Origin of the sequence: Kosakonia sp. H7A (assembly GCF_003028445.1) — a bacterium.
Classification (GTDB): Bacteria; Pseudomonadota; Gammaproteobacteria; order Enterobacterales; family Enterobacteriaceae; genus Kosakonia; species Kosakonia radicincitans.
Genome location: NZ_PYTZ01000002.1, coordinates 986,747 through 1,013,328, shown reverse-complemented (window position 1 = coordinate 1,013,328; position 26,582 = coordinate 986,747). Strand labels below are relative to the sequence as shown.

The following is a 26,582-nucleotide window of genomic DNA, read 5'->3' as shown; positions in this document are numbered from 1 at the left end:
GAACCAATGAAATTTAAAACAGCGATTAAACCCTACCACGCCGCTGCCGGTGGTCTGGGCTCTCTGGAAGCCACCACGCGCTTCGTCATTGACAGCAAAAATGCCCTCAAAAATATGCGCAACCTGTTGCGCATGAACAAAGCTCGGGGCTTCGACTGCCCTGGTTGCGCCTGGGGCGATGATAATAAAAGTACCTTCAGTTTCTGCGAAAACGGCGCGAAAGCGGTCACCTGGGAAGCTACCCGCCGCCAGATCGACGCCACGTTTTTTGCGCAACACAGCGTCAGCGCCCTGAACCACCAGAGTGACTACTTTCTTGAATATCAGGGGCGCCTGACCGAACCGCTGCGCTATAACCCGCAAACCGACCACTACGAACCGATTAGCTGGGACGATGCGCTGGCGATGATCGGCGAACATATCCGGGCGCTGGATAATCCCAACCAGCTTGAGTTGTACACCTCCGGGCGCGCCAGTAATGAAGCCTCTTACCTGTATCAGTTGTTTGGCCGCATGGTCGGTACCAACAACTTCCCGGACTGCTCCAATATGTGCCATGAAGCCAGCGGCGCCGGGCTAAAACGTAGCATTGGCGTCGGTAAAGGCACCATTCATCTGGTTGATTTTGATAAAGCGGACGCCATTTTTGTCTTCGGACAAAACCCCGGCACCAACCATCCACGCATGCTGCACAGCCTGCGTCACGCCGCCGATCGCGGCGCGCGAATTGTCACCTTTAACACCCTGCGCGAACGTGGCCTTGAGCGTTTTGCCGATCCGCAAAAACCGCTGGAAGTGGTCACGCCGATGGCGGGAACCATCAGCTCTTCCTACTATCAGCCGAATCTCGGCGGTGATATGGCAGCGGTACGCGGGATCGCCAAAGCGTTGCTGGAAACCCAGCGTCAGCGCCTTGCTAACGGCGAAAGCAGCATCTTCGCGGATGACTTTATTGCTGAGCACACTCAGGGCATTGAGGCGTGGTTTGCGCAAATCGATGCCACCGACTGGCAAATCATTGAGCAGCAATCTGGCCTCAGCCAGCAGCAGTTGCGTGATGCGGCGGCAATATGGCAGACCGCAGAACGGGTGATCTGCACCTGGGCGATGGGCATTACCCAGCACAAACATTCGCTGGATACGGTGCGGGAAATTACTAACCTGCAACTGCTCGGCGGCCATCTGGGTAAACCGGGAGCCGGGCTGTGTCCGGTGCGTGGTCACAGCAATGTGCAGGGCAACCGCACGATGGGGATCGATGAAAAACCGCCGCAGGCACTGCTCGACAGCCTTGCCCGCCACTTCCATTTCGAACCGCCGCGCGAGCACGGTCACCATACAGTTGAAGCCATCCAGGCGATGCTGCGCGATGAAGTGAAAGTGCTGCTTGCGCTGGGCGGTAATCTTGCCGCCGCCGCGCCGGACACGCCGCTGACCTGCGAAGCGCTGCGCCGCTGCGGGCTAACGGTCTATATCAGCACCAAACTCAACCGCAGCCATTTAATGCCGGGTAAACAGTCGCTTATTCTGCCAACGCTGGGCCGCACCGAAGAGGATGTTCAGGCCTCAGGCCGCCAGTTTGTCACTGTCGAAGACTCCTTCAGCATGGTGCATGCTTCCGAAGGGATCGGCAAACCGCTGGCGGCAACGCAGCGCTCGGAAACAGCGATTGTCGCCGGGATTGCCCATGCGACCTTAGGCACAGCGCAACTCGACTGGCTGGCGCTGGCCGCCGATTACAACCTGATTCGTGACCATATCGCCGCTACGATCCCTGGCTTTCAGAATTTCAATGCCCGTTGCGACGAACCCGGTGGTTTCTGGCTGGGCAATGCGGCGGCGGAGCTGCGTTTCAATACGCCATCCGCGAAAGCGGAATTCAGCGCTGCGGCGCTGCCTGACGCGGTCTGCCCGGAAATTATCGCGCCGTTTGTGTTACAGACGTTACGCTCGCACGATCAGTACAACACCACCATTTATGGCCTCGACGATCGTTATCGCGGGGTTTATGGTCAGCGCGATGTGCTGTTTATGCACCCGGCCGATATTGCTGCGCTGGGACTGAGCGATGGTGATCGCGTGGATATTGAAACCCAGGCCACTGATGGCGTGGTTCGCCGCGTGGAGGATTTCCGCCTCGTCGCCTACGATATCCCGCGCGGTAACCTTGCAGCTTACTACCCGGAGACGAACCCGCTGGTTCCTTTGACCCGCTTTGGCGACGGCACCGGGACACCCACCTCAAAATCGATCCCCGTGAGCGTCACTCCGGCGCAAACGCGCGCAACCCTGCGTATAGCCTGACCTTCCAGCCCGCATTTTGCGGGCTTTTTGCTCATTACCCGCGCCAGGTTTTAACAACTTCGAATAATAATTTAACAGAATCATCATACTTTCGATTCACCATATGGTTCATTTATGTTTACAATGGTGCTTCGTTTTGTGACAAAGAAAGTAATTTAACCTTCATTCATAACAATACCCCTATAAAAATTATCCATTTGGTTCGGACGGTTACCGTTTGCCGTTCCGCACACGAATGGGTTTCAGGAGAAAAACATGGCACCTGGTAATACGCCACGCGGGATGGTAAGCGTCCTGAAGTGGTTACTGGCCGTACTGATGATGGTTATCGGTCTGGCGATTGGCATTCTCGGTTATAAACTTGTCGCCGTCGGCGGCAGTCCCTACTTCCTCATCATGGGCATCGTGATGGTGGTGGCGGCAGGTTTGATTATCAAAAACCGCCCCAGCGGTATTCTGCTCTACGCACTGGCATTTATCGTTTCTCTTTTCTGGGCAGTCAGCGACGCTGGCTGGTCATTCTGGCCGCTGTTCTCGCGCCTGTTTACTTTCGGCGTGCTGGCCTTGCTGGCTGCACTGCTGTGGCCGCTGCTGCGTGCGCAACAACGTGCGACGCCGCTGCGTAAATCCTCATTCAGCCTGGCAGGCGTACTGGCGGTGCTGCTGCTGGTTAGCGCAGGCGGCATGTTCAAAACATGGAATGTGATCGCGCCAACGGAAGCAGTTCCGGTGAAACCTGTTGCCGCCGGGACGGCGCAGCAGGACTGGAAACACTGGGGCAACACCACCCACGGCGATCGCTTCGCCGCGCTGGATCAGATTAACAAGCAAAACGTTAACCAGTTGAAAGTCGCCTGGGTCGCACACACGGGAGATATCCCGCAGAGCAACGGTTCTGGCGCGGAAGATCAGAATACGCCGCTACAAATTGGCGACACGCTATATGTCTGTACGCCGTACAGTAAAGTGCTGGCGCTGGATGTGGATTCAGGCAAAGAGAAATGGCGCTACGATTCGAAAGCTACTGCGCCAAACTGGCAACGCTGCCGCGGCCTGGGCTATTACGAAGACAGCCAGGCGCAGGCTGCGGCACAGAGCACCTCGCCTGCTGCCTGCCCGCGTCGTCTGTTCCTGCCCACCACCGATGCACGCCTGATTGCGATTAATGCCGATAACGGCAAAGTCTGTGATGACTTCGGCGACCACGGTGTGGTCGATCTGGGCGTTGGCATGGGCGAAATCAAACCGGGTTACTACCAGCAAACCTCGACGCCACTGGTCGCCGGGAATGTGGTGGTGGTCGGCGGTCGCGTGGCGGATAACTTCTCCACAGGCGAACCGCCGGGCGTTGTTCGTGCGTACGACGTTCACAGCGGTAAACTGGCGTGGGCGTGGGATCCGGGCAACCCGGCGATCACCGGACTGCCGCCGGAAGGCCAGACTTATACACGCGGTACGCCGAACGTCTGGTCTGCGATGTCGTATGACGCCAAACTGAACCTGATCTATCTGCCAACCGGCAACGCCACCCCGGATTTCTGGGCCGGTGAACGTACCGCGCTGGACGATAAATACAGCTCTTCAGTGGTTGCTGTAGATGCCACCACAGGAAAAGTGCGCTGGCACTATCAGACCACACACCACGATTTGTGGGACTTCGACCTGCCTTCACAACCCGCGCTGTTCGACCTGCCGGATGGCAAAGGCCACACCACGCCGGTACTGGTGCAGACCAGTAAACAGGGCATGATCTTTATGCTCAACCGTGAAACCGGCGAGCCGGTGGCGAAAGTGGAAGAGCGTCCGGTTCCGGCGGGCAACGTGCAGGGCGAGCGTTATTCACCCACGCAGCCTTACTCGGTTGGTATGCCGATGATTGGCAACCAGACGCTGAAAGAGTCTGATATGTGGGGTGCGACGCCGATCGACCTGCTGTTGTGCCGTATCGCCTTTAAATCGATGCGCCACCAGGGTGTCTTTACTCCGCCGGGTCTCGATCGTTCCCTGCAATTCCCTGGCTCACTGGGCGGAATGAACTGGGGCAGCGTGTCGCTCGACCCGAACCATAACCTGATGTTTGTTAACGATATGCGTCTGGGGCTGGCGAACTATATGGTGCCGCGTGCAAACGTCGCGAAAAACGCCAGCGGTATTGAGATGGGGATTGTGCCGATGGACGGTACGCCGTTTGGCGCGATGCGCGAGCGCTTCCTCTCGCCGCTGGGTATTCCGTGCCAGCAGCCGCCTTTCGGCACGATGTCTGCAGTCGATCTCTCCACCGGGAAACTGGTGTGGCAGGTTCCGGTCGGTACCGTAGAGGATACCGGCCCACTGGGTATCCGCATGCATATGCCAATTCCAATCGGTATGCCGACGCTGGGCGCGTCACTTTCCACCCAGTCCGGCCTGCTGTTCTTTGCCGGTACTCAGGATTTCTACCTGCGCGCGTTTGATACCGCCACCGGGAAAGAGATCTGGAAAGACCGCCTGCCGGTGGGTAGCCAGTCCGGCCCGATGACCTATGTGTCGCCGAAAACCGGTAAGCAATACATCATTATCAATGCGGGCGGTGCACGTCAGTCACCGGATCGCGGTGACTACGTGATTGCTTATGCGCTTCCCGATAAGCAATAAGTTGTGATGGTGATAAAAAAGCCTGCTGATGCGGGCTTTTTTTTCGTCCGCGGCCCCCGAAAGCAGGGCGAGTTTCAGCCAACCTGCAACCAATCTTAAACAAACATTTCACTCGCCAGACACAGATTGCCGCCGCTGATAAACTACATAGTATCCACCCTGGAGAGCGGAAGGTTATTGTCATGCAATATGAAGAACAGCAGCTTATCAACGGCCTTTTCGAACGTCTGAAACAGACCGGACAACAAAACAGTCAACGGGATGCAGATGCCGAGCGTCAGATCGCGGAATTCGTCAGACAGCAGCCTGCAGCCCCCTACTATATGGCGCAATCGATTTTGATTCAGGAAGCGGCGCTGAAACGCCTGCAAGCGCGGGTTCAGGAGCTTGAAAGCGAATTAGCCGCGCAAAAAAGCAAACCCTCGACGGGTGGCAGTTTCCTCGGCGGCCTGTTTGGCGGCGGGAAAAGCAACCCGCAGCCGGCCAATAGCTGGAATGCCCAGCCGCAACAACCACCGGCACAGGATTATTCACGGGCGGCAGCGCCGGCTTCGGCCCCGGCTCCCCGCAGCGGCGGTTTTATGGCTGGCGCGCTGCAAACTGCCGCTGGCGTGGCCGGTGGCGTCGTGCTGGCCGAGATGCTGACCAGTATGTTCCATCAATCGCGGCCGGAAGAGATCGTGAATATCATCGAAGAACCGGCAACACCCGCCGGTGGTGATCCGTTTACCGCCAATCAATACGGCGACTTTAATAACGTCTCTGACACCCGCTTCCTCAACCAGGACGATCAGTTCGGCAATAATAACGACGCCTGGCAGAACGATGATTTTGATGACAACGACTACAGCAATGATGACGACAGCTTTATATAACGACGTTAGCGCTGGATAGAAAAAGAGGCCTTACGGCCTCTTTTCTTTTGCGGATTATCAGAAGGTTTCCCAGTTATCGCCGTTTGCCAGCGCAGGGCGCTGCGGTTTAAACGGTTTTGCCGTTGGCGAAGATGTGCTGTTCTGGCGCTGCGGCGCAGCACCGGTCAGGCGGAAAGCGCCTACCGCTTCGGTCAGACGCGCGGCCTGCTCTTCCAGCGAAGCGGCTGCGGCGGACGCTTCTTCTACCAGCGAGGCGTTTTGTTGCGTTACGTTGTCCATTTCCGTGATCGCCTGGCTCACCTGGGTGATACCTTTGCTCTGCTCATCGGATGCCGCTGCAATTTCCAGCATGATATCGGTTACGCGTTTCACCGCCGTCACGATCTCATCCATCGTTTCGCCAGCAGAAACCACTTCACCGGAACCTTGCTCAATCAGGCTGACGGATTCACTGATCAGCGCTTCGATCTCTTTTGCCGCCTGCGCACTGCGGCTCGCCAGCGTACGCACTTCGCTGGCCACCACGGCAAAGCCGCGGCCCTGTTCACCGGCACGCGCCGCTTCTACGGCGGCGTTGAGCGCCAGGATATTGGTCTGGAAGGCAATGCTGTTGATCACCGCAGTAATTTCAGAGATTTTGCGTGAACTGGTGGTGATGTTGCCCATCGTCTGCACCACGCCGGAGACAATTTGCCCGCCTTTGGTCGCTTTGCCGGAGGCGTCACGCGCCAGACCACTGGCATGGTGTGCGTTGTCAGCGTTCTGTTTCACCGTCGCGGTCAGTTGTTCCATGCTGGCAGCCGTTTCTTCAATTGCCGCCGCCTGTTGCTCGGTACGCGAAGAGAGATCGGTATTACCGGCGGAGATTTCACTGGTTCCTCTATAGATCTCTTCCGCGCCCTGGCGAACCGTAGCGACGGTGGTAACCAGCGAATGCTGCATCGCCTGCAAATCACTGCTCAGACGGCCAATCTCACTGCGGCCAGTCGGTTCATCCTCAACGGTCAAATCACCGGAGGCAATGCGCGCGATACGCTGCGCCGCACGTTGCAGCGGGTTGATCACCACGCGGCGCAGTACGATGAAGGTGATGACTGTCAACACCAGTGCAAAGGCGAAGGCAGCGGCCATAAAAGTAAGCCCTAATTGCGTACGGCTGTGCGCCAGCTCTGTCAGATGTTCTGCGCGATCGGTGCGGATCTTAATCGCTTTCAGCAGCACGGTGTTATACGCGGCATCAAGCTGGCGCGCCTGTTCGCTTTCATGGTTGATGATGGCTTCAAACATGCCGTTTTTCGCGTATTTCAGCATCGGCTGCATGCCTGCGATGTAGGCATTAAACAGGCGAGTCAGATCGTCATCCAGCGCAACGTCCTCAGGCGTTTTAACTTCGCGCGCCATATAGACCTTGAAACCATCCTGCGATTGTTGAATACGTTTTTCCGCTTGCGCGACGTTATTTTTCATGTCGTCCATTTCGGCGATACGGCTTGCCGCGCCGGCATGGATCAGATTAAGACGAGCTGTACGTAAGTTGTTAGAACTGTTAGATAATCCCATGCGAACCTGGATTTCCTGCGTCACATCACGCTGATCGCGATCCGCTTGCATCATAAAATATCCTGCCAGGCCGGAGCTGAGCGCAAACAGCACCAGAATACCGCTGAGAATGGAGGAAAACAGGGGAACCAATCGAATATTGTGCATAAATCCAATGCTTTGCATTGCTGCTTTGTTATCCATGGCTATCGACTCTCATATTTGTCTAATGCATTCATCACGATGATATATATGCATCGGCAATAATTGGATTTTTCTTATGGAGAAAATCGTAACAGCGGTCACAGATTTGGACATTGGTAGCGCCAGCGGTTACACCGCTGGCGTGAAGCAGGATTAATTATCGCCGAAATGGATAACGGTACGGATAGATTTACCTTCGTGCATCAGATCAAACGCGTCGTTGATCTGCTCCAGCGGCATGCGATGGGTGATGAACGGATCGAGGCGGATTTTGCCCGCCATCGCATCTTCCACCATGCCCGGCAACTGGCTGCGGCCTTTCACGCCGCCAAACGCGGAACCGCGCCATACGCGACCGGTCACCAGCTGGAACGGACGGGTGCTGATCTCCTGGCCCGCGCCCGCGACACCGATGATCACGCTTTCGCCCCAGCCTTTATGGCAGCACTCAAGCGCAGAACGCATAACGTTGACGTTACCGATACATTCAAAGCTGAAATCAACGCCGCCGTCGGTCATCTCGACAATCACATCCTGAATCGGACGGTCGTGATCTTTCGGGTTGATAAAGTCGGTTGCACCCATCTCTTTCGCCAGCGCGAATTTATCCGGGTTGGTATCGATAGCCAGAATCCGCCCGGCCTTCGCCTGAACCGCGCCCTGAATCGCCGCCAGACCGATACCGCCGAGACCGAAGATCGCCACGGTATCGCCCTCTTTCACTTTCGCCGTGTTGTGCACCGCGCCGATACCGGTGGTAACACCGCAGCCGAGCAGACAAACTTTATCCAGCGGCGCCTGCTCGTTCACTTTTGCCAGCGAGATTTCCGCGCAGACGGTGTATTCGCTGAAGGTGCTGGTACCCATATAGTGGAAAATCGGCTCGCCGTTGTAAGAGAAACGGGTGGTACCATCCGGCATCAGACCTTTCCCCTGTGTGGCGCGTACGGCCTGGCAGAGGTTGGTTTTACCGGATTTACAGAACTTACATTCACCACATTCTGCGGTGTACAGCGGAATAACGTGGTCGCCCGGTTTCAGGCTGGTCACGCCTTCGCCGACTTCAACCACAATCCCGCCGCCTTCATGGCCGAGCACCGCCGGGAATACCCCTTCCGGATCGTCACCGGAGAGCGTAAACGCGTCGGTATGACACACCCCGGTATGCGTGATACGGACCAGCACTTCGCCCTTTTTCGGCGGCGCAACGTCGATTTCGACGATTTTAAGAGGTTGACCCGGCCCGAAGGCAACGGCTGCACGTGATTTCATATGTCTCTTCCTTTTTGTGAATACCTTGATGCTTATTTTAGATAAGAGCGCAAAAGATGACCGACTTCTGCCATGCGAACCGCACGCTGCTCCGCAGTGGTGTCGCCGTTGACCAGCTCATCTTTCAGGTGAATTTCAACCATTTCGCCCATCAGGCCGTTAGCTGCGCCGCGCACGGCGGCAATTTGCTGCAAAATGGCGATGCAGGGCTCGCCGCTTTCCAGCGCACGTTCCAGCGCATCAACCTGACCACGGATGCGGCGCACTCGCGTCAAAACGCGTTTCTTGTCTTCTGGTGAATGGGGCATGTAACCTCCTGCATACTATAGGGGGGTATGGTACATAAGAACATCATCCGCAGTAAACGGTAAGTTTTGTACGGGTACAGGAAGGCCGCCGGGAAAGTATAAAAATGGGTGTGGGGATCGATTAGCAACCCGGTATATAACTTAATAAATATACTAAAACGACCTTTCAAATATATTATATAAAGCCCAATACTGTTCGTAATTTGTTATCTTTTCGTGAGTTTTAATTAACCACGCAACAATATCAGAATGTAATTAATTCTCGCTGCTTGAATAACTCGCAAGACAACAATCAAAACCCTCTCAACTTTGTTTTGTATCAAGATCCATTGTAAAGCTTATTAAATATATCCCAGCTTTAGCTATTTAAATTAAATATATTAATTGGGTTAGGTTCTCACTTACTTATTTGTTAAGATTTTTCTTATTCAGGAGATTAAATTAGCCGCAAGGAGCAGCTATGCGCTGGAATATTACGGAAATGCTGGTATCACCAACGACCAAAACCGCTTTCGCCCTGGCCCGCAACACACCAGAGCTGGCGGTCATTGTCTGGTATAAAGGTAATTATTTTTTACGCCCTGATAACATATTACATACGTACAAGGAACACCTCACCGTCAATGGAAAAACATGTGACTTTAACATTATTCATACCCTGCCCTTTTTTCCCGCCGTCTGGCAAACACTAAAAAAAGGCTGTCACTGTCCGGGCAATGAGGATATTTCGTTAAGAACGTGTGAACATCAAAAAACCTGTGAATTCGATCTTTGCCCCTACGGTATAAAAATGATCAAGTGATTATTTATTAATTTAATTATTACCCTGCAATCGAATAATGTTGATGGGGCGCGAACTGCTACGCCCATCATATTCAACCACGCATGTATAAAAACCCCGGTGGAAGATCTCACCGGGGCGACATTCAACGTTTCAGCGGCAACCCGGCCGTTTCCCGGGCGCGCAGCACAGTAAGGAAGGTAATCAGCGCAGCGGCCATTACGTAAAAAGCTGGTGAGAATTTATCGCCGGTGCTGGTGATCAGCCACGCCGAAAACCACGGGGTGATCCCGCCGAAAAACGCGACCGCAAAGTTATAAGCAATAGACAAGCCGCCGTAGCGCACGCTGGTCGGAAACAGTTCCGCCATCGCCGCCGTACAGGCACCGTCGAAGGCGGCAATAAATGCGCCGAGCATCACCATCGCCAGCACCGCCGACAGCACGTCCCCGTTCGCCATCACCATCATTGCCGGATAACTGAGCAGGATAAACCCGGCGCAGCCCGTCAGCATCAACGGCTTGCGACCATATTTATCCGACAGATAGCCCATAAACGGCACCAGAACCGCGACGGAAAAGAGCCCGATAGTCGTGATGGCATAGGCATTGAGTTTGGAAAAATGCAGCTCGGTCGCCAGATAACTCGGCATGAACGTTTGCAGCGTCCAGTGCCCGACGGCCTTGATCACCACAAAACCCACGCAGAACAGCAACGCGCCCCAGGCGGTGGTCACCGCTTTGCGCAGCGGCGCACTGGATGTCTGACCGCTCTTCATGGCGGCAATAAATTCCGGCGAATCTTCCAGATGTTTTCGCAGATACAGCCCCACCCAGCCCAGCGGCCCGGCGATCAGGAATGGGATACGCCAGCCCCAGTCGTTCATTGTGCTTTCGCCAAGTGTTGCGGTCAGCAGAAAAACCAGCCCGGAACCGACCACGAACGCCATAAAGCCAAAGTTATCGATCCAGCAGGTAAAATAACCACGGCGTTCTGTCGGGGCGTATTCCGCCAGGTAAGTTGTGGCCCCGGAGCTTTCGCCCCCGGCGGCAAAGCCCTGCACCAGGCGCGTGATCACCAGCAGCACAGTGGCGGTGATCCCCACCTGGTGATAAGTGGGCAACAAACCCATCACGAATGTCGCCCCGGAAGTCAGCAGGATCACAGTCGCCAGTACTTTCTGCCGCCCTTTGCGATCGCCCAGCGAGCCGAAGAATAATCCGCCCAGCGGGCGCATAATAAAGCCCGCGCCAAATACCGCGAATGATGAGAGCAACGCAACGCTCGGATTGCCGGACTGGAAAAATTGCAGCCCGATAATCGCGGCCAGCGTGCCGTACAAGCCGAAATCAAACCATTCCACAAAATGGCCGATCCCGGTGGCGAGTAGCACTTTGCGTAATTTACGCGATCCGGCCACCTGCTCCTGTTCGGTCGCGCGATCGAAAGAGTCCTGTACAGGCTGTGTCATATCCCCTCCACTTATCAAAGTGTTTCTATAATAGATATACTATCTACACGGCTTGTACGAATTCAGCACAGCACAGATGGCGTAAAATGTGATTTCCGCCCTGCTTTTCTCGGCGAAAAACCAGGCAGGATCACATTTTACGCCATAAAAAAGCCCCGCATCGCGGGGCGAAATACGTTGTTTTAACCCGATAAGTTTAGCACTATCGGGCAGATAACCATTAGTTGCGTTTTTTCGGCATCATCCGCAACAGCGTATTGTCTTTATAGTAGTAATGATGCGCCAGCGCCGCCGCGGCATGCAGGCCAATAACAAAATAGCCCAGATTAGCCAGAAATTCGTGGTACTCCTTCAGCGTATCCACCAGATCAAAGTTAGCCTCTGACGCATACGGCATCACCATGCCGAACGCGATCCATGGCCCGCCCCGGTTGTACATCATTAGCAGGCCAATAACAGGCAGAACGATAAACAGCAGATAAATGACCAGATGGCCCAGATGCGCCAGCCCGGTCATCATTGGCGAGGGTTTGGGCACAATCGGCGGCGTCGGGTTTTTTAGCCGCGCCAGCAAACGAGCGACCATGAGAACAAGAATAGAAATACCGCAGGAGACATGCACCATGTTAAACCACGGGCGGTAGCTACGCGGCGCAAATCCGCGAAACTCCATGGCGCTATAAGCGGTTACGATTAACAGAAACACCAACCAGTGAAGGGTGATTTGCACGGAAGAATATTTACTGCGCATAAGGCGATCCTGAAAAAATAACAGAACGCCAACATAGCCGTATTTCCTTAAAAATTCATTAACTTTTCCTGTTCATTATTCAGTCACTTACTCTTCATTACCCGCTATTCATTTGCCCAACAATCCCCACCAGGCTATCACTGAGGAGTGTAATAACGTGATCATGACCTAAAAAGCGGAGTGAATTATGAGCAAAATTGGCATCAATGGATTCGGGCGTATTGGACGCCTGGTACTGCGTCGTCTGCTGGAAACCAACAGCAGCGCGGAAGTTGTCGCAATTAACGATCTCACCTCACCCAAAGTGCTGGCCTACTTATTGAAGCATGATTCTAACTACGGCCCATTCGGCTGGAGTGTGGATTTCACCGAAGATTCGCTGATCGTCAACGGTAAAAGCATCACTGTCTATGCCGAGAAAGAGGCGAAACATATCCCGTGGCGCAGCGCCGGTGCCGAGATCATCGTTGAATGTACTGGCTTCTATACCTCGGCTGAAAAATCACAGGCGCATCTGGAAGCCGGTGCGAAAAAAGTGCTCATCTCCGCGCCTGCCGGTGAGATGAAAACCGTGGTCTTTAACGTCAATGATGAAACCATTAATGCTGAAGACACCATTATTTCGGTCGCCTCCTGCACCACCAACTGCCTCGCGCCGATGGCCAAAGCGCTACAGGACAATTTCGGCATCAAAGCCGGGACCATGACCACCATTCACGCCTATACCGGCACGCAGGCGCTGGTCGATGGGCCGCGCGGTAAAGATCTACGGGCCTCGCGCGCAGCAGCGGAAAACATCATCCCGCACACCACCGGTGCGGCAAAAGCGATCGGCCTGGTGATCCCGGCGCTGAGCGGCAAACTGAAAGGCCACGCGCAGCGCGTTCCGGTGAAAACCGGCTCGGTAACCGAACTGGTATCGGTTCTGGAGAAGAAAGTCACCGTCGATGAGATCCACCAGGCGCTGAAAAAAGCCACTGAAAATAATGAATCCTTCGGCTATACCGATGAAGAGATTGTTTCGTCCGATGTTATTGGCAGCCACTTTGGTTCGGTGTTCGATGCCACGCAGACAGAAATCACCGAAGTGGGCGATCTGCAACTGGTGAAAACCGTCTCCTGGTACGATAACGAGTACGGTTTTGTCACCCAGCTCGTGCGCGTACTGGAAAAATACCGCGCGCTTTAACGTTCACATAGGCCGGATGAGGCAACGTTTACCCGGCCTGCGCTAATTGCAGGCCGGATAAGCGCAAGCGCCATCAGGCGAGGCGAGACATGAGAAATATCAGCCCGGAAGATTTATTGACGTTGATGAATGTCGCAGTGCAGCACGCCAGTACGTTTCCCGTCTGGCCGCAGGGAGAAGCGCCAGGCGCCGCCGCCAGCCCGGTGCGTTTTCAGCTCGAAACGTTTCACACCGGCCCAACCCCCTTTGACCGCTCAGTCACCGGCGTTCGCTCCCCGGAAATCACCGTTTACGCCCCGCAAAACCCCAACGGCGTTGGGATTCTTATCACGCCTGGCGGTTCTTACCGTCGGGTGGTTCTGGATAAAGAAGGCAGCGCGCTGGCTCCCTGTTTCAATGCCAAAGGCTACACCCTGTTTGTGATGACCTACCGGCTTCCGGCAGATCAGCATGCAGAAGGCGCGGATGCGCCGCTGGCGGATATACAGCGCGCCATGCGCACGATCCGCGCCCGCGCCGGGGAGTGGCGGCTGGATCCCGCAAAGCTCGGCGTGATGGGCTTTTCCGCTGGCGGCCATGTCGCGGCCAGCCTCGGCACACGCTATGACGAAGTGGTTTACCCGTCGTCTGACGACATCGACCGCCAGAGCGCGCGCCCGGCGTTTATGGCGCTGGTTTACCCGGTTATCACCATGCAAGCTGAAATCGATCACCCGATTTCCCGCCAGCAACTGCTTGGCGAGTCACCGACTGACGAACAGGTACGTCATTATTCCCCCGAACAGAATGTTAACAGCGAAACACCGCCGGTTTTCCTGCTGCATGCGGTGGACGATCCAGCGGTGAAAGTGGAGAACAGCCTGGTGATGTTTACCGCGCTGCGCCGTCTTGGCGTACCGGTAGAGATGCATCTGTTTGAGCAGGGGAAACACGGTTTTGGTATTCGTGATGCGCTGGGGTTGCCGGCCGCCGTCTGGCCGGAGCTGATGATGGCATGGATAGCGACCAAAGTGTAAACGCGCCCCCGCGCCTGGCGGGGGCGATACATTATCAGGATTGCAGATACACCATCTGGGTTTGCAGATATTCGTTCAGGCCGTGACGCCCATCCGCCCCGCCGATCCCGGACTTGCGCCATCCGGCGTGGAAACCCTGCATTGCTTCAAAGTTTTCACGGTTAATATACGTTTCGCCAAATTTCAGCCCGCGCACGGCCTTCATCGCCGCATTCAGATCGTTGGTATAGACGGAAGATGTCAGGCCGTAATCGCTGTCATTGGCCATCGCCAGCGCGTCATCGAGCGTGTCGAATGCCACCACCGGCAGCACCGGGCCAAAGGTCTCTTCGTGCATGATCGCCATTTCCTGGCGGACATCCAGCAGCAGCGTTGGCGGATAGAAATAGCCTTTCCCTTCCGGCGCTTTACCACCCAGCACCACGCGCGCACCTTCCGCCACCGCGCGCGCCACTTTCTGTTCCACACGTTCCAGTGCAGCGGCGTTGATGAGCGGCCCCATGGCAATGTCGTTACGCTGCGCCGGATCGCCGAACTGCACCGCTTTCATCGCTTCCCCAAGACGGTTAACGAAACGGTCGTAAATGCCCTTCTGCACATAAACCCGCTCGGCGCAGTTGCACACCTGCCCGCTGTTGATGATGCGGGAATCAACAATCGCTTTCACCGCCAGCTCAAGATCCGCATCGTCCAGCACAATGGCTGGCGCTTTCCCGCCGAGTTCGAGGCACACTTTGGTGATATTTTTCGCTGCCGCCGCCATGATTTTCTCGCCTGCGCCAACGCTGCCAGTCATGCTGACCATCGCCACTTTCGGGTTGGCTGCCAGCTCCTGGCCGACCGTTTCGCCACGCCCTAATACCAGGTTAAAAACCCCTTTTGGCAATCCGACATCATGCACGATTTTGGCAAACGCGACGGCATTGTTCGGCGTGAATTCGCTGGGTTTAATCACAATGGTGTTGCCGGTAATCAGCGCTGGCGCCATTTTGCGGGCAATCAGGAAGAACGGGAAATTCCACGGCAAAATGCCGGTGGTCACGCCAAGGGCGCGCTTAAAGATAAAGATATTTTCATTCGGCCGGTCGCTTTGCAGGATCTCTCCTTCATAGCGGCGCGCCCATTCGGCCATATAGTCGATGTAGTCGGCGGTAAAAGAGACTTCCACTTCAGCCAGTTGCTGAATTTTGCCGCCCTCAGCCACAATTAATGCGCTGATTTCATGCGCTTTCTCGCGAATGCCCGCGGCGATTTTGCGTAACCAGCCTGCGCGTTCTATTGCTGGCAAAGCTTCCCAGGCGGGCTGGGCGCGTTCCGCCGCCGCAATCGCTTTACGCGCATCTTCCGCTGTGCCATCAGGAATGCGCGCCAGAATCTCTTCCGTCGCCGGATTGACGACATCGAGCCAGTTGTCGCCCTGCCAGCTGATGAATTGACCATCGATAAACATCGGGTGTTGCACGGGTGCTGTCATGACCTGCTCCTGTAATGACATTGCTTTTAACAAGTAAACTCATTGTTAAAAATCTATCCCCATGCGAGGTATTGCTCAGGCACAGCATCGGCTTTTGTGAGTGGATTCATAAAAAACCCAGCAAGTTCGCAACAAATAAATTACAACAGAGGGAGGATAATGCCCGTTTGCTGCAGCTTTAGCGCAAACGGGCATTTTTCACAGTGAACGACTGGCGAGCGCGGCGGCAAGGGTCTCATCGGCAATCAGCACCTGCCAGGCCGCTTCCACGGCGGGTGGAAAATCAACGTGAACAAGGAAATCACGCCCTTTCGGCCCGTAGCCCGTGGCGTCATCACGCAGGCGGGGAACTTCGCCCATCATTAGTGACAGATAGCGATCCACGGGCCACAGCCCCTCCTGCTGCGGCTGGAAGGCCAGCCCTGCCGCCGTATTGCATAAACGCGGCGTAAAACCCGGCCAGCTTAGCCAGTGCGGCGCGTCGGCACACTGCTGGCTGACGCGGGCAAAGGTGGCGACGGTGCGGCGCTGCATGGTTGGGTCCTGCACCACCATTGCCGTTTTCGCTTTTATCCCCTGCGAAAGCAGCAAATCAACGCTGAAACGCGCATTTTCGCCGCAGTTTCTTGATTTATCTTCAACCAACAACTGTGAATCAGCAAGGTTCCAGAAGTGGCGCCCGATATCCGCCATGATCGCCGCCTCACTGCGCCCGGTCGTTCGCAGCACGTTATAACGGGGATGGCGCGCAACGGCGGCATACAGAAACGTTGTGGAGTGCCCCACCCCCCCCGTCACCAGTAGCGGCGTGTTCTGCGCCGCTGCCAGCGCGCACGCCGCATCGATGGTCGGCATCACCGCATTACCTGCGAGGATCACCACATCCGCGCGTACCGGCGTGGGTTTACCGGCAAAATCATTTTGTGCCAGCCATGCACCCAGCGTATTCGCCGCTGCCAGCGTGGTTTCCGATAAGGCGGGAAATGTTGTTATCTGCATCAAAACCTCCTTTGCTACACCCGTCAGAGACTAACGCCTCTGTGTGTCCTGAACAGGGGATCACTCCGAATCCCGTTCGGGTAAGTTTCTGTCGCTATTTTGAATAACCGGAAGTAACCCCAAATAACCGGGGATCACTCGAAACAGGAGCCGCAGGAGAAAAGCCCGCGCTTCCTGATTTCTCAGCGCTCAGACAATCTTTTCTCAAAGCAAACGGCTTCCGCCCGCCCTGCATAGCGACCGTAGTTTTCGCGGATCTGATAGCCATTGCGTAAATAGAACGCCACTGCCCGCTGGTTGATTTTACGCGTCTCCAGCCACAGCGTTTTAAAGCCATGCGCCAGCGCATACCTTTCCAGCGCCTGCAGGAGTTGCGCGCCCACACCGCGCGTTTCAGGCCGCGCGTACATACGTTTGATTTCACCGATTTCTGCCGACACTTCACGCAGCGCACCGCAGCCCACAGCAATATCGTTGTTGCATGCCAGCAGAAAAATATCCCGTTCACCCCATGCGCTGGCATCAAAGGATGCCCTGCCGCTGCTTCCGGTGATTTGTTGCAACGTAGCGGAAAGCTCATCCTGCAATTGCAGGCAGGCTTTATCGTACGGTGAGGTGGGTAAAATAGTGATTGCACTCATTTGTGACAGCGTCACCTTTATATCGGTTGTTTTTATCACTTAAGCGGATCGCCGTGCGAAGGTAATCTATATTTTTCTTATACACTTGCATCAGCTTTATTGACACAAGCAATATCATTAGCACCCTAACTATTCAGTGAGTGAAAAGCTTTTCCGGGATAACTGCGAACTTCGCTGCCTGCAGCTACGCTCTCCCATAAACGACAAAACGCAGGGAAACCTGCTTCGCGAGGTTAAGAAGTAATGCGTTTGCCGAAAAGCGATCCGTACACTCCGCGCGAATGGGCCGCTCACGAAAAGCCCATGTTGCTGGGTTCTCCCTCAACGCCTTATCACAGTACGCCGCGCCGTATTGCCTACGGTATTGTTGGCCTGCTGGTCTGTCTGACCGGCGCGCTCGGCAATGCCATGGTGACGGCCAACCTGCAAAACCTTCAGGGCACGTTCGCGGCCTGGTCAACGGAAATCGCCTGGCTGCCTGCGGTGTACGTGATGACCAATATCTCTATCAACCTGCTGCTGGTAAAGTTCCGCCAGCAGTATGGGCTGCGCGCCTTCACGGAAGGGTTTCTGGTGCTGTATGTGCTGGTGACCTTTTTTCACCTGTTTATTAACGATCTCAGTTCGGCGATGTTCGTCCGTGCCGCGCACGGCATGGTCGCCGCCGCACTCAGTTCGCTCGGCATTTACTACCAGATCCAGGCGTGGCCGGCGAAGCATCGTCTGAAGGCATTAACCATTGGTATTACGGGTTCGTCGCTGGCGATCCCGATGGCCCGCCTCTTCTCCAGCGAATTGCTGCAACTCAATGAGTGGCGCGGCCTTTACCTGTTTGAACTGGGGCTGGCGCTTATCTCCCTGGGCTGCGTGATCGCCCTGAAATTGCCGCCAGGGGATCGTAAAAAGGTGTTCGAAAAGAAGGATTTCATCACCTTCTTTCTGTTGGCGCCTGGCATGGCGCTGCTGTGCGCGGTGTTATCGCTGGGCCGTCTTGACTGGTGGTTCGAAGCACCGTGGATCGGCTGGGCACTGGCGGCTGCGGTAGTGCTGATCGTGTCTGCGATTGCCTTTGAGCATAACCGCAGCAACCCGCTGCTCAATACTCGCTGGCTCTCCAGCGGCAGTATTGTGCGTTTGGGGCTGATTATGCTGTTGATCCGCATCGTGCTGGCAGAGCAGAACACCGGCGTTTTCGGCTGGCTGCAATACGTGGGATTGCAGAATGAGCAGATGACAAAACTGGCGTGGTCGATTCTGGCGGGGATTGTCTGCGGCATTGTCGCCAGTTGCCTGACCATTAAGCCTCAGCGGCTGGCGTGGCCAGTTGTCTTCTCGCTGGTGTTAATGATTATCGCTTCGCTAATGGACAGCCACTCCACCAGTCTTACGCGGCCTAATCAGCTCATCATCAGCCAGTTTTTACTCGGTTTTGCCAGCGCTTTTTTTATTGCGCCAGCGATGCTCGCTGGCATTGGCGGCGTGATAGCTGAGCCGCGAAATCTGGTCAGCTTTTCGGTGCTGTTCGGCATGAGCCAGAACATTGGTGGCCTGCTGGGTTCGGCAATCCTCGGTACGTTCCAGACATGGCGTGAGAAATACCACTCCAGCCTGCTGGCCGACCAGCTCACCACCCTTAATCCGCTGGTGAATGACCGGTTGCAGCTTTACAGCCAGATGTACCAGAGCATGCTCGGCGACAGTTCGCTGCTGAGCACCCAGGCCGTGACGCAACTGCAAACGGTCTCCACGCTGGAAGCCAACATTCTGGCCTACAACGATACCTATCTGCTGACGGCCAGTATCGCCGCCGCCACGCTGATCTGGATTTTATGGCGCTTGTTGCGCCTGAATATTACCGCACGCCTCGCCTTAAAGCGGGCGACTGGGACCAAATAATAATGTTACTGGAGTGTTTATGAGCCAGCAGGATGCCGCCAAAGAGCGCGCCAGCACCCGCAATAATGTTCGCAACGTTTCCCTCTTCACCGCCGCTGCCATTGGCCTCGTCGGTGTACTGGTGATCCTCTATGCGTGGCAATTGCCGCCGTTCACTCGCCATACTGAATTTACCGATAACGCCTACGTGCGCGGGCAAACCACCTTTATCAGCCCGCAGGTCAATGGGTATATCACCGAGGTGCCGGTACAGGATTTTGTCTGGGTGAAGAAAGGCGATCTGATTATGCAGATCGACGATCGTATTTATCACCAGCGGGTGGATCAGGCCAAAGCGACGCTAGCGATGAAAAAAGCCGCGCTGGCCAATAATCTTCAGCAACGTAAAAGCGCTGAAGCCGTGATTGAACGCAACAAAGCGGCGCTGGCCAGCGCCAAAGCGCAGGATCTGAAATCGCAGGCGGATTTAAAACGCGTCAAAGCGTTGACCGCCGACGGTTCGCTGTCGATTCGCGAGCGCGATGCCGCCCTTGCGACGGCAGCGCAAAACACCGCCAGCATTGCGCAGGCTGAAGCGACGCTGGAGATGTCGCGCCAGGATCTGCAAACCACGATCGTCAACCGCGCGTCGCTGCAAGCGGATGTGGAAAACGCCGAGGCAGCGCTGGAACTGGCGCAAATCGACCTGCAAAACACCCGCATTGTCGCTCCGCGCGACGGGCAACTGGGGCAGATCAGCGTGCGGCTTGGCGCGTATGTGACTGCCGGTACGCACCTTACCTCGCTGGTTCCATCGCAGCGCTGGGTGATCGCCAATCTGAAAGAGACGCAACTGGCGGATGTCGTTGTCGGCCAACCGGTACGTTTTACCGTGGATGCGCTCGATGGCCGCAGTTATCACGGCCGTGTCGAGAGCCTCTCGCCAGCAACGGGCGTTGAGTTCAGCGCCATCAGCCCGGATAACGCTACCGGTAATTTTGTTAAAATCGCCCAGCGTATTCCGGTGCGCATTCAGGTTGAGGGTAACGATGATGACATTGCCCGCCTGCGTCCGGGAATGTCGGTACAGGTGTACATTGATACCGGGGAGCCGCAGAAATGAGGTGTCACCCGCTCTTTCTTGCCCTCGCCTTTACGCTGGCGGGCTGCCAGTCTGCTGATGTGCAACAGGCCCAACCGACGCTGCAAATCCCGGCCGCCTGGCGCAGCGCCAGCGGCCCGATCGGTAAAACGGATAGCGTCTGGTGGCGCAGTTTTCATGACAGCCAGCTTAACCGCTATGTTGATCAGGCGCTGCGCTATAACAGCGACGTGCTGATTGCCCGCGAACGGGTCAATGAGTACCAGGCACAGGTTTATGCCGCTAACAGCGCGCTGTTCCCGGAACTTGATGCCGGGCTTTCCGGCACGCGCGCACGTTCGCAATCGGCAGCGACCGGTTTGCCGATTCACAGCACCCTCTATAAAGGCAGCCTGACGGCCAGCTACGATGTCGATATCTGGGGCGCAAACCGCAGCGCGGCGCGCGCGGCGGATGCCTCGCTGGAGGCGCAAAAAGCGGCGGCCGCTGCCGCTGATTTGACCGTCGCCACCAATGTGGCTTCCGGTTATCTCACCCTGTTGTCGCTGGATGAACAGTTACGCGTCACGCAAGAAACACTCAAAGCCCGGCAAGAAGCGTGGAATCTTGCCCGTCGCCAGTACGAGACTGGCTATACTTCTCAACTGGAGTTGATGCAGGCGGATTCCGAACTGCGCGCCACCCGTGCACAGGTGCCGGTGCTACAGCACCAGATAAACCAGCAGGAAAATGCTCTGAGTCTGTTGCTCGGCAGCAACCCTGGCACGGTCAGCCGCAACACTTTTGCGCAACTGACGCCGCTGAAGTTGCCGTCGCAATTACCCTCTTCGCTGTTAAACCGGCGTCCGGATATTGTGCAGGCACAGCGCCAGCTCGTCGCGGCGGATGCCTCACTGGCATCAAAGCAGGCGCAACTGCTGCCGTCGCTCAATCTGACGGCGACCGGCAGTATGCAGGACAGAACCCTGCCGGGCCTGCTCGATAACCCATTACGTTTGTGGAGCCTTGGCGGCAGTATTCTCGCCCCGCTGCTTAACCGCCAGGCGCTGAACGCGCAGGTGGATGTCTCCATGTCGCAGCGGAATCAGGCGCTGTACAGCTACGAGAAAACCGTGCGTAACGCCTTTAAAGAGGTGAATGACAGTCTGGACGCCATCACCCGCCTTGGCGAGCAACTGCGCGAACTTGAGGGGCAACAGCAGGTCGCGCAGGAGACGCTGCGCATTGCGCAAAACCGTTACAACAATGGGTATTCCGCCTATCTGGATGTGCTGGATGCCCAGCGCACCTTATATTCTGCACAACTAAGTGCGGTACAGGTGAAAAACAACCTGCTGCTGGCGCAGGTGGATCTCTACCGGGCACTGGGAGGTGGCTGGTCCGGAATTGAGTGAATTTTGATAATCAGGAGTGATGTTATGCAGCAAAAGTGGTCCGCAGTTGATGAATACTTAGCGCAAAAACTGATCCCGGAAGATGAGGTATTAGAGCAGGTGCTGGCGAACAACCAGCGCGCCGGGCTTCCGGCGATTGATGTCTCGCCCATGCAGGGGCAATTACTGGCGCTGTTAGTTCGCATGGTGCGGGCAAGGCGAATCCTGGAAATCGGTACGCTTGGCGGCTACAGCACGCTATGGATGGCGCGCGAACTGCCGGTAAACGGCGAACTGTTAACCCTGGAAGCTGAACCGCTGCATGCGGCGATTGCCCGCGAAAATCTGCATTTTGCCGGAGTGGCGAACCTGGTTACCGTTGCGGAAGGCCCGGCATTGCAGACGCTGGAAAATCTCGGCGAGCGCCCGCCGTTCGATTTGATCTTTATTGATGCCGATAAGCCCAATAACCCCAGCTACCTGAAATGGGCGCTGCACTATTCTCGCCCCGGTACGTTGATTATTGGCGATAACGTGGTGCGCAACGGGGAAGTGACCAATCCAACCACCACCGACGCCAGCGTGCAGGGCGTGCGTAAATTTATTGATATGTTGGGCAATGATGCGCGCCTGACGGTGACGGCCATGCAGACCGTCGGCGTGAAGGGTTGGGACGGTTTTACGCTGGCGTGGGTTAACGCCATCTAAAAATACCGGATGGCGGCTTACGCCTCAGGCCTACAAAAGCAAACCGTAGGCCTGATAAGCGCAGCGCCATCAGGCTATTTCCGAATGCGCTCAGGCGCTGATTTGTTCCATTGCCTGCAAAATGCGCTTATCGGAGATGGGATAAGGTGTTCCGAGCTGCTGGGCGAAATAGCTGACGCGCAGCTCTTCTATCATCCAGCGGATCTCTTTCACATCATCATCATCGCGGCGAGCGGGCGGCAGCTTATTCAGCCACTGCTGCCACGCCTGCTGCGTCTGCTCCACTTTCAGCATCTGCGCGCGATCACGATGCGGATCGACCGCCAGTTTCTCCAGCCGTTTTTCGATCGCCTGTAAATAGCGCAGCGTATCACCCAGACGGCGGAAACCGTTGCCGGTCACAAAACCGCGGTAAACCAGCCCGCCCATCTGCGCTTTGATATCCGACAGCCCCAGCGCCATGGTCATATCGACGCGCCCTTTCAGACGCTTGTTGATATTGAACACCGCAGTGAGGATCTGCTCGACCTGTTTGGCGATCTCAACCACCGTTTCGTTCAGTTCGGCGCGCACTTTTTCATGCAGCGCGGCAAAACCCTCTTCCGTCCATACCGGGCCGCCCGCTTCATCGATCAGCTTGTCGACGCCGCAGGAGATACAGTCATCAATCAGGTCCAGCACTTTGCCGTACGGGTTAAAGTAGAGGCCCAGCTTGGCCTTATTCGGCAATTTTTCGTGCAGATATTTTATGGGCGACGGAATATTCAACAGCAGCAGACGGCGGATACCGCGCCACATTGCCTGTTGTTGCTCCTGCGGATTATCGAACAGCTTGATCGCGACACTGTCACGTTCATCCACCAGCGCTGGCCAGGCTTTCACCTTATAGTTACCGCGCTTCTGTTCGTAGCTTTCCGCCAGTGTGCCGAAACTCCAGATATGCAGCCCGCTCTGCTCGATGCCGTCATCGGCAACCGCAGACAGCGTTTCCTGCACTTTACCTTTCAGGCTCTCTTTCAGTTCCGCCAGCGAGCGCCCTTCCAGCAGCTTCTTGTTTTTGTCATCCACCACGCGGAAGCTGATTTTCAGGTGATCGGGCACCTGATCCCAGTGCCAGTCATCGCGGTCAACGATCACACCGGTCATACGGCGTAATTCGCGCTCCAGCGCATCCAGCAGCGGCAGCTCCAGCGGCGTAACGCGACCAAGAAAGGCTTCGGCATAATTCGGCGCCGGAACAAAATTGCGGCGCGTCGGTTTTGGCAGTGATTTGATGAGCGCAATCACCAGCTCGCGGCGCAGGCCGGGGATCTGCCATTCAAAGCCACTCTCGTTCACCTGATTCAGCAACGGCAGCGGGATATGTACCGTCACGCCGTCAGCATCCGCGCCCGGCTCAAACTGGTAGCTCAGCCGCAGCTTAAGGTTGCCCTGATGCCAGAAGTTCGGATAGTCGAGTTTGCTGACGTTTTCCGCACCCTCTTTAATCAACATGCTCTTTTCAAAGTTGAGCAAATCCGGCGTTTCGCGGCTGGCCTTTTTCCACCAGCTATCAAAATGACGGGCCGAAATCACCTCAAGGCTGATGCGCTGGTCGTAGAACTCAAACAGCGTCTCATCATCCACCAGAATGTCGCGACGGCGGGATTTATGTTCCAACTCTTCCACTTCAGCGCGCAGTTTCAGGTTCTCGCGGAAAAAAGCGTGACGGGTTTGCCAGTCGCCTTCCACCAGCGCATGACGAATAAACAACTCGCGGCACAGCGCCGGATCGATCTGGCTGTAGTTCACCTTGCGCGCGGCGACAATCGGCAGCCCGTAAACGGTGACTTTTTCTGTCGCCATCACCGCGCCCTGAGCCCGCTCCCAGTGCGGCTCGCTGTACGAACGTTTGATCAGATGCTGCGCAACCGGCTCCACCCACTCCGGATCGATGCGTGCAGCAATACGCCCCCACAGACGGCTGGTTTCCACCAGCTCCGCGACCATGGTCCATTTTGGCGGCTTTTTAAATAAACCCGAACCGGGGAAGATGGCGAAACGGGCATTGCGCGCGCCGGTATATTCCTGCTTTTCCGCATCTTTCATGCCGATATGCGACAACAGCCCGGTCAGCAGCGCGATATGAATTTCGCGGTACTCTGCCGGCTCGCTGTTCACCGGAATGCCCAGCTCTTTTACCACCTGGCGCAGTTGGGTGTAGATATCCTGCCATTCGCGCACGCGCAGATAGTTAAGGTAATCCACCCGGCACTGACGGCGGAACTGATTCGAAGAGAGCGCTTTTTGCTGCTCGCCGAGGTAGTTCCACAGGTTCACAAAGGCAAGGAAATCAGACTCTTTGTCGTGGAAGCGCTGATGTTTTTCATCCGACGCTTGCTTTTTATCCAGCGGACGTTCGCGCGGATCCTGAATCGACAACGCCGACGTGATGATCATCGCTTCACGCACGCAGCCATGTTTCTGCGCTTCCAGCACCATACGCGCCAGGCGCGGATCCACCGGCAGTTGTGAAAGCTGACGGCCAAGCGGCGTCAGTTTATAGGCGGTTTGCTGCTCATCGGTCGTAATGGCCCCAAGCTCTTCCAGCAGGCGCACGCCATCCTGAATATTGCGTTTATCCGGCGCTTCGACAAACGGGAATGCGGCGATATCGCCCAGCCCCAGCGCGGTCATTTGCAAAATGACCGACGCCAGGTTGGTGCGCAAAATTTCCGGATCGGTAAATTCCGGGCGCGACAGAAAATCATCTTCCGAATAGAGACGAATACAGATCCCTTCCGAAACGCGACCGCAGCGGCCTTTACGCTGGTTAGCTGAAGCCTGCGAAACCGGCTCGATCGGCAAACGCTGCACTTTAGTGCGATAGCTGTAACGACTGATGCGCGCCGTGCCTGGATCGATCACATATTTGATGCCCGGCACGGTCAGCGAGGTTTCTGCCACGTTGGTCGCCAGCACGATACGCCGCCCGCTGTGCGGCTGGAAAACACGGTTCTGCTCGCTGTTCGACAAACGCGCATACAGCGGCAGAATCTCGGTATGGCGCAGATCGCGTTTGCTCAGCGCATCAGCGGTATCACGAATTTCACGCTCGCCGCTCATAAAGATCAGAATATCGCCCGCGCTTTCACGGCCGAGCTCATCGACCGCATCAAAAATCGCCTGTAACTGATCGCGTTCCGTGTCATCCGCTTCTTCAACAATCGGGCGATAGCGCACTTCCACCGGATACGTACGGCCGGAAACTTCAATGATTGGCGCATTATTGAAATGGCGCGAAAAACGTTCCGGATCGATCGTCGCAGAAGTGATGATGATTTTCAGATCCGGGCGCTTCGGCAGCAACTCACGCAGGTAACCGAGCAGGAAATCGATGTTCAGGCTGCGTTCATGCGCTTCATCGATGATGATGGTGTCGTACTGCATCAGCAGACGATCCTGCTGAATTTCCGCCAGCAGGATACCGTCGGTCATCAGTTTAACCATCGTGTTATCGCTGACATGATCGCTAAAACGGACTTTGTAACCGATGCAGCCGCCCGGTTCCGTTTTCAACTCTTCAGCAATACGGTTCGCCACGGTGCGCGCCGCCAGACGACGCGGCTGCGTGTGGCCAATCAGGCCTTTCACGCCGCGCCCCAGCTCCATGCAAATTTTCGGTAGCTGGGTCGTTTTACCGGAACCGGTCTCACCGGCGACGATGACCACCTGGTTATCGCGCACCGCTTCGAGAATGACCTGTTTCTTCTGGCTGACCGGCAGGTTGTCCGGGTAATCAATCTGCGGACGCGCCGCTTCGCGCAGCGCTACTTTTCCCGCCGCGTCGGCAATCTCCTGCGCCAGTTGCCGCAGCAGTGCCTGCTGAGATTCAGGATTTTTAACTTTCTTGCTGCCATGCAGACGGCGAGCGAAGCGTTGTCTGTCGCGTAACATCAGGGTGTCGAGACGCGGCAATAGATCGGAAATCGTTAAGGTATGTTGTTCTGTCATAACGTTATTGGGCAGAGCACTGCCGGGAAACTGCGTAAGTTCTTAATGGACGTAGAATATCACATCGTGGCAC

19 protein-coding genes are annotated in these 26,582 nt (G+C 55.8%); 10 read left to right on the top strand and 9 right to left on the bottom strand.

The annotated features are described in order from the left end of the window. Positions 1–6 precede the first annotated feature (6 nt). The 3 genes from CWM66_RS12750 (at position 7) to CWM66_RS12740 (ending at position 5,813) form a co-directional block, all read left to right on the top strand. Positions 7–2,304 (top strand): FdhF/YdeP family oxidoreductase, encoded by a 2,298-nt coding sequence (locus tag CWM66_RS12750; protein ID WP_107146725.1) that lies wholly within the window; start codon positions 7–9, stop codon positions 2,302–2,304. A gap of 255 nt (positions 2,305–2,559) precedes the next feature. Then, complete coding sequence (locus CWM66_RS12745; RefSeq protein ID WP_107146724.1) at positions 2,560–4,938, top strand: membrane-bound PQQ-dependent dehydrogenase, glucose/quinate/shikimate family; 2,379 nt, start codon at positions 2,560–2,562, stop codon at positions 4,936–4,938. A gap of 182 nt (positions 4,939–5,120) precedes the next feature. Next, positions 5,121–5,813, top strand: a complete 693-nt coding sequence (locus CWM66_RS12740) for a DUF2076 domain-containing protein (protein WP_035885588.1) — start codon at positions 5,121–5,123, stop codon at positions 5,811–5,813. Between the two features lie 57 nt (positions 5,814–5,870). On the opposite strand, the gene CWM66_RS12735 is transcribed toward CWM66_RS12740, so the two are convergent. The 3 genes from CWM66_RS12735 to CWM66_RS12725 form a co-directional block, all read right to left on the bottom strand. After that, the gene (locus CWM66_RS12735; protein WP_007372009.1) at positions 5,871–7,556 is read right to left on the bottom strand and encodes a methyl-accepting chemotaxis protein; all 1,686 of its coding nucleotides are present in this window, start codon (positions 7,554–7,556) and stop codon (positions 5,871–5,873) included. 153 nt (positions 7,557–7,709) lie between these two features. After that, positions 7,710–8,828, bottom strand: a complete 1,119-nt coding sequence (locus tag CWM66_RS12730) for an S-(hydroxymethyl)glutathione dehydrogenase/class III alcohol dehydrogenase (protein WP_007372008.1) — start codon at positions 8,826–8,828, stop codon at positions 7,710–7,712. Positions 8,829–8,860: 32 nt separating this feature from the next. Beyond that, positions 8,861–9,136, bottom strand: coding sequence for a metal/formaldehyde-sensitive transcriptional repressor (locus CWM66_RS12725; RefSeq protein WP_007372007.1), 276 nt, complete (start codon positions 9,134–9,136; stop codon positions 8,861–8,863). 460 nt (positions 9,137–9,596) lie between these two features. Here CWM66_RS12725 and CWM66_RS12720 point away from each other — a divergent pair, with 460 nt between their 5' ends. Continuing rightward, complete coding sequence (locus tag CWM66_RS12720; protein ID WP_007372006.1) at positions 9,597–9,938, top strand: hypothetical protein; 342 nt, start codon at positions 9,597–9,599, stop codon at positions 9,936–9,938. Between the two features lie 124 nt (positions 9,939–10,062). On the opposite strand, the gene CWM66_RS12715 is transcribed toward CWM66_RS12720, so the two are convergent. Further along, positions 10,063–11,388: an MFS transporter gene (locus tag CWM66_RS12715; protein WP_007372005.1), complete on the bottom strand. Its 1,326-nt coding sequence runs from the start codon at positions 11,386–11,388 to the stop codon at positions 10,063–10,065. A gap of 220 nt (positions 11,389–11,608) precedes the next feature. Then, a complete protein-coding gene (gene cybB / locus CWM66_RS12710; RefSeq protein WP_107146723.1) occupies positions 11,609–12,139 on the bottom strand; it encodes a cytochrome b561 in 531 nt (176 codons plus the stop codon). A 187-nt stretch (positions 12,140–12,326) separates the two neighbouring features. Here cybB and gap point away from each other — a divergent pair, with 187 nt between their 5' ends. Beyond that, on the top strand, positions 12,327–13,328 hold the full coding sequence (gap, locus tag CWM66_RS12705; RefSeq protein ID WP_007372003.1) for a type I glyceraldehyde-3-phosphate dehydrogenase: 1,002 nt from the start codon (positions 12,327–12,329) through the stop codon (positions 13,326–13,328). 89 nt (positions 13,329–13,417) lie between these two features. Beyond that, a complete protein-coding gene (locus tag CWM66_RS12700) occupies positions 13,418–14,344 on the top strand; it encodes an alpha/beta hydrolase (RefSeq protein WP_090396775.1) in 927 nt (308 codons plus the stop codon). A 34-nt stretch (positions 14,345–14,378) separates the two neighbouring features. Here CWM66_RS12700 and aldA read toward each other — a convergent pair whose 3' ends face one another. From aldA to CWM66_RS12685, 3 genes are all read right to left on the bottom strand, one after another. Continuing rightward, positions 14,379–15,818, bottom strand: coding sequence for an aldehyde dehydrogenase (gene aldA / locus CWM66_RS12695; protein WP_090396772.1), 1,440 nt, complete (start codon positions 15,816–15,818; stop codon positions 14,379–14,381). Between the two features lie 198 nt (positions 15,819–16,016). After that, positions 16,017–16,817 (bottom strand): YdcF family protein, encoded by an 801-nt coding sequence (locus CWM66_RS12690; protein ID WP_007372000.1) that lies wholly within the window; start codon positions 16,815–16,817, stop codon positions 16,017–16,019. Positions 16,818–16,999: 182 nt separating this feature from the next. Beyond that, on the bottom strand, positions 17,000–17,458 hold the full coding sequence (locus CWM66_RS12685; protein ID WP_035885579.1) for a GNAT family N-acetyltransferase: 459 nt from the start codon (positions 17,456–17,458) through the stop codon (positions 17,000–17,002). Between the two features lie 243 nt (positions 17,459–17,701). On the opposite strand from CWM66_RS12685, the gene CWM66_RS12680 reads away from it, so the two are divergent. From CWM66_RS12680 to CWM66_RS12665, 4 genes are read left to right on the top strand one after another with little or no spacing between them, the layout of a single operon-like run. Next, positions 17,702–19,354, top strand: coding sequence for an MFS transporter (locus tag CWM66_RS12680; RefSeq protein WP_007371998.1), 1,653 nt, complete (start codon positions 17,702–17,704; stop codon positions 19,352–19,354). Between the two features lie 19 nt (positions 19,355–19,373). Next, complete coding sequence (locus CWM66_RS12675) at positions 19,374–20,456, top strand: HlyD family secretion protein (RefSeq protein WP_090396770.1); 1,083 nt, start codon at positions 19,374–19,376, stop codon at positions 20,454–20,456. Continuing rightward, entirely contained in the window at positions 20,453–21,829 is a 1,377-nt protein-coding gene (locus CWM66_RS12670; RefSeq protein WP_107146722.1) for an efflux transporter outer membrane subunit, read from the top strand. Before CWM66_RS12675 ends, CWM66_RS12670 begins: the two co-directional genes overlap by 4 nt. A gap of 24 nt (positions 21,830–21,853) precedes the next feature. Then, entirely contained in the window at positions 21,854–22,516 is a 663-nt protein-coding gene (locus CWM66_RS12665; RefSeq protein WP_072438931.1) for an O-methyltransferase, read from the top strand. Between the two features lie 90 nt (positions 22,517–22,606). Here CWM66_RS12665 and hrpA read toward each other — a convergent pair whose 3' ends face one another. Continuing rightward, positions 22,607–26,509 carry an ATP-dependent RNA helicase HrpA gene (hrpA, locus tag CWM66_RS12660; protein WP_107146721.1) on the bottom strand — a complete coding sequence of 1,301 codons (3,903 nt, stop codon included), beginning with the start codon at positions 26,507–26,509 and terminating at the stop codon, positions 22,607–22,609. Between the last annotated feature and the right edge of the window lie 73 nt (positions 26,510–26,582).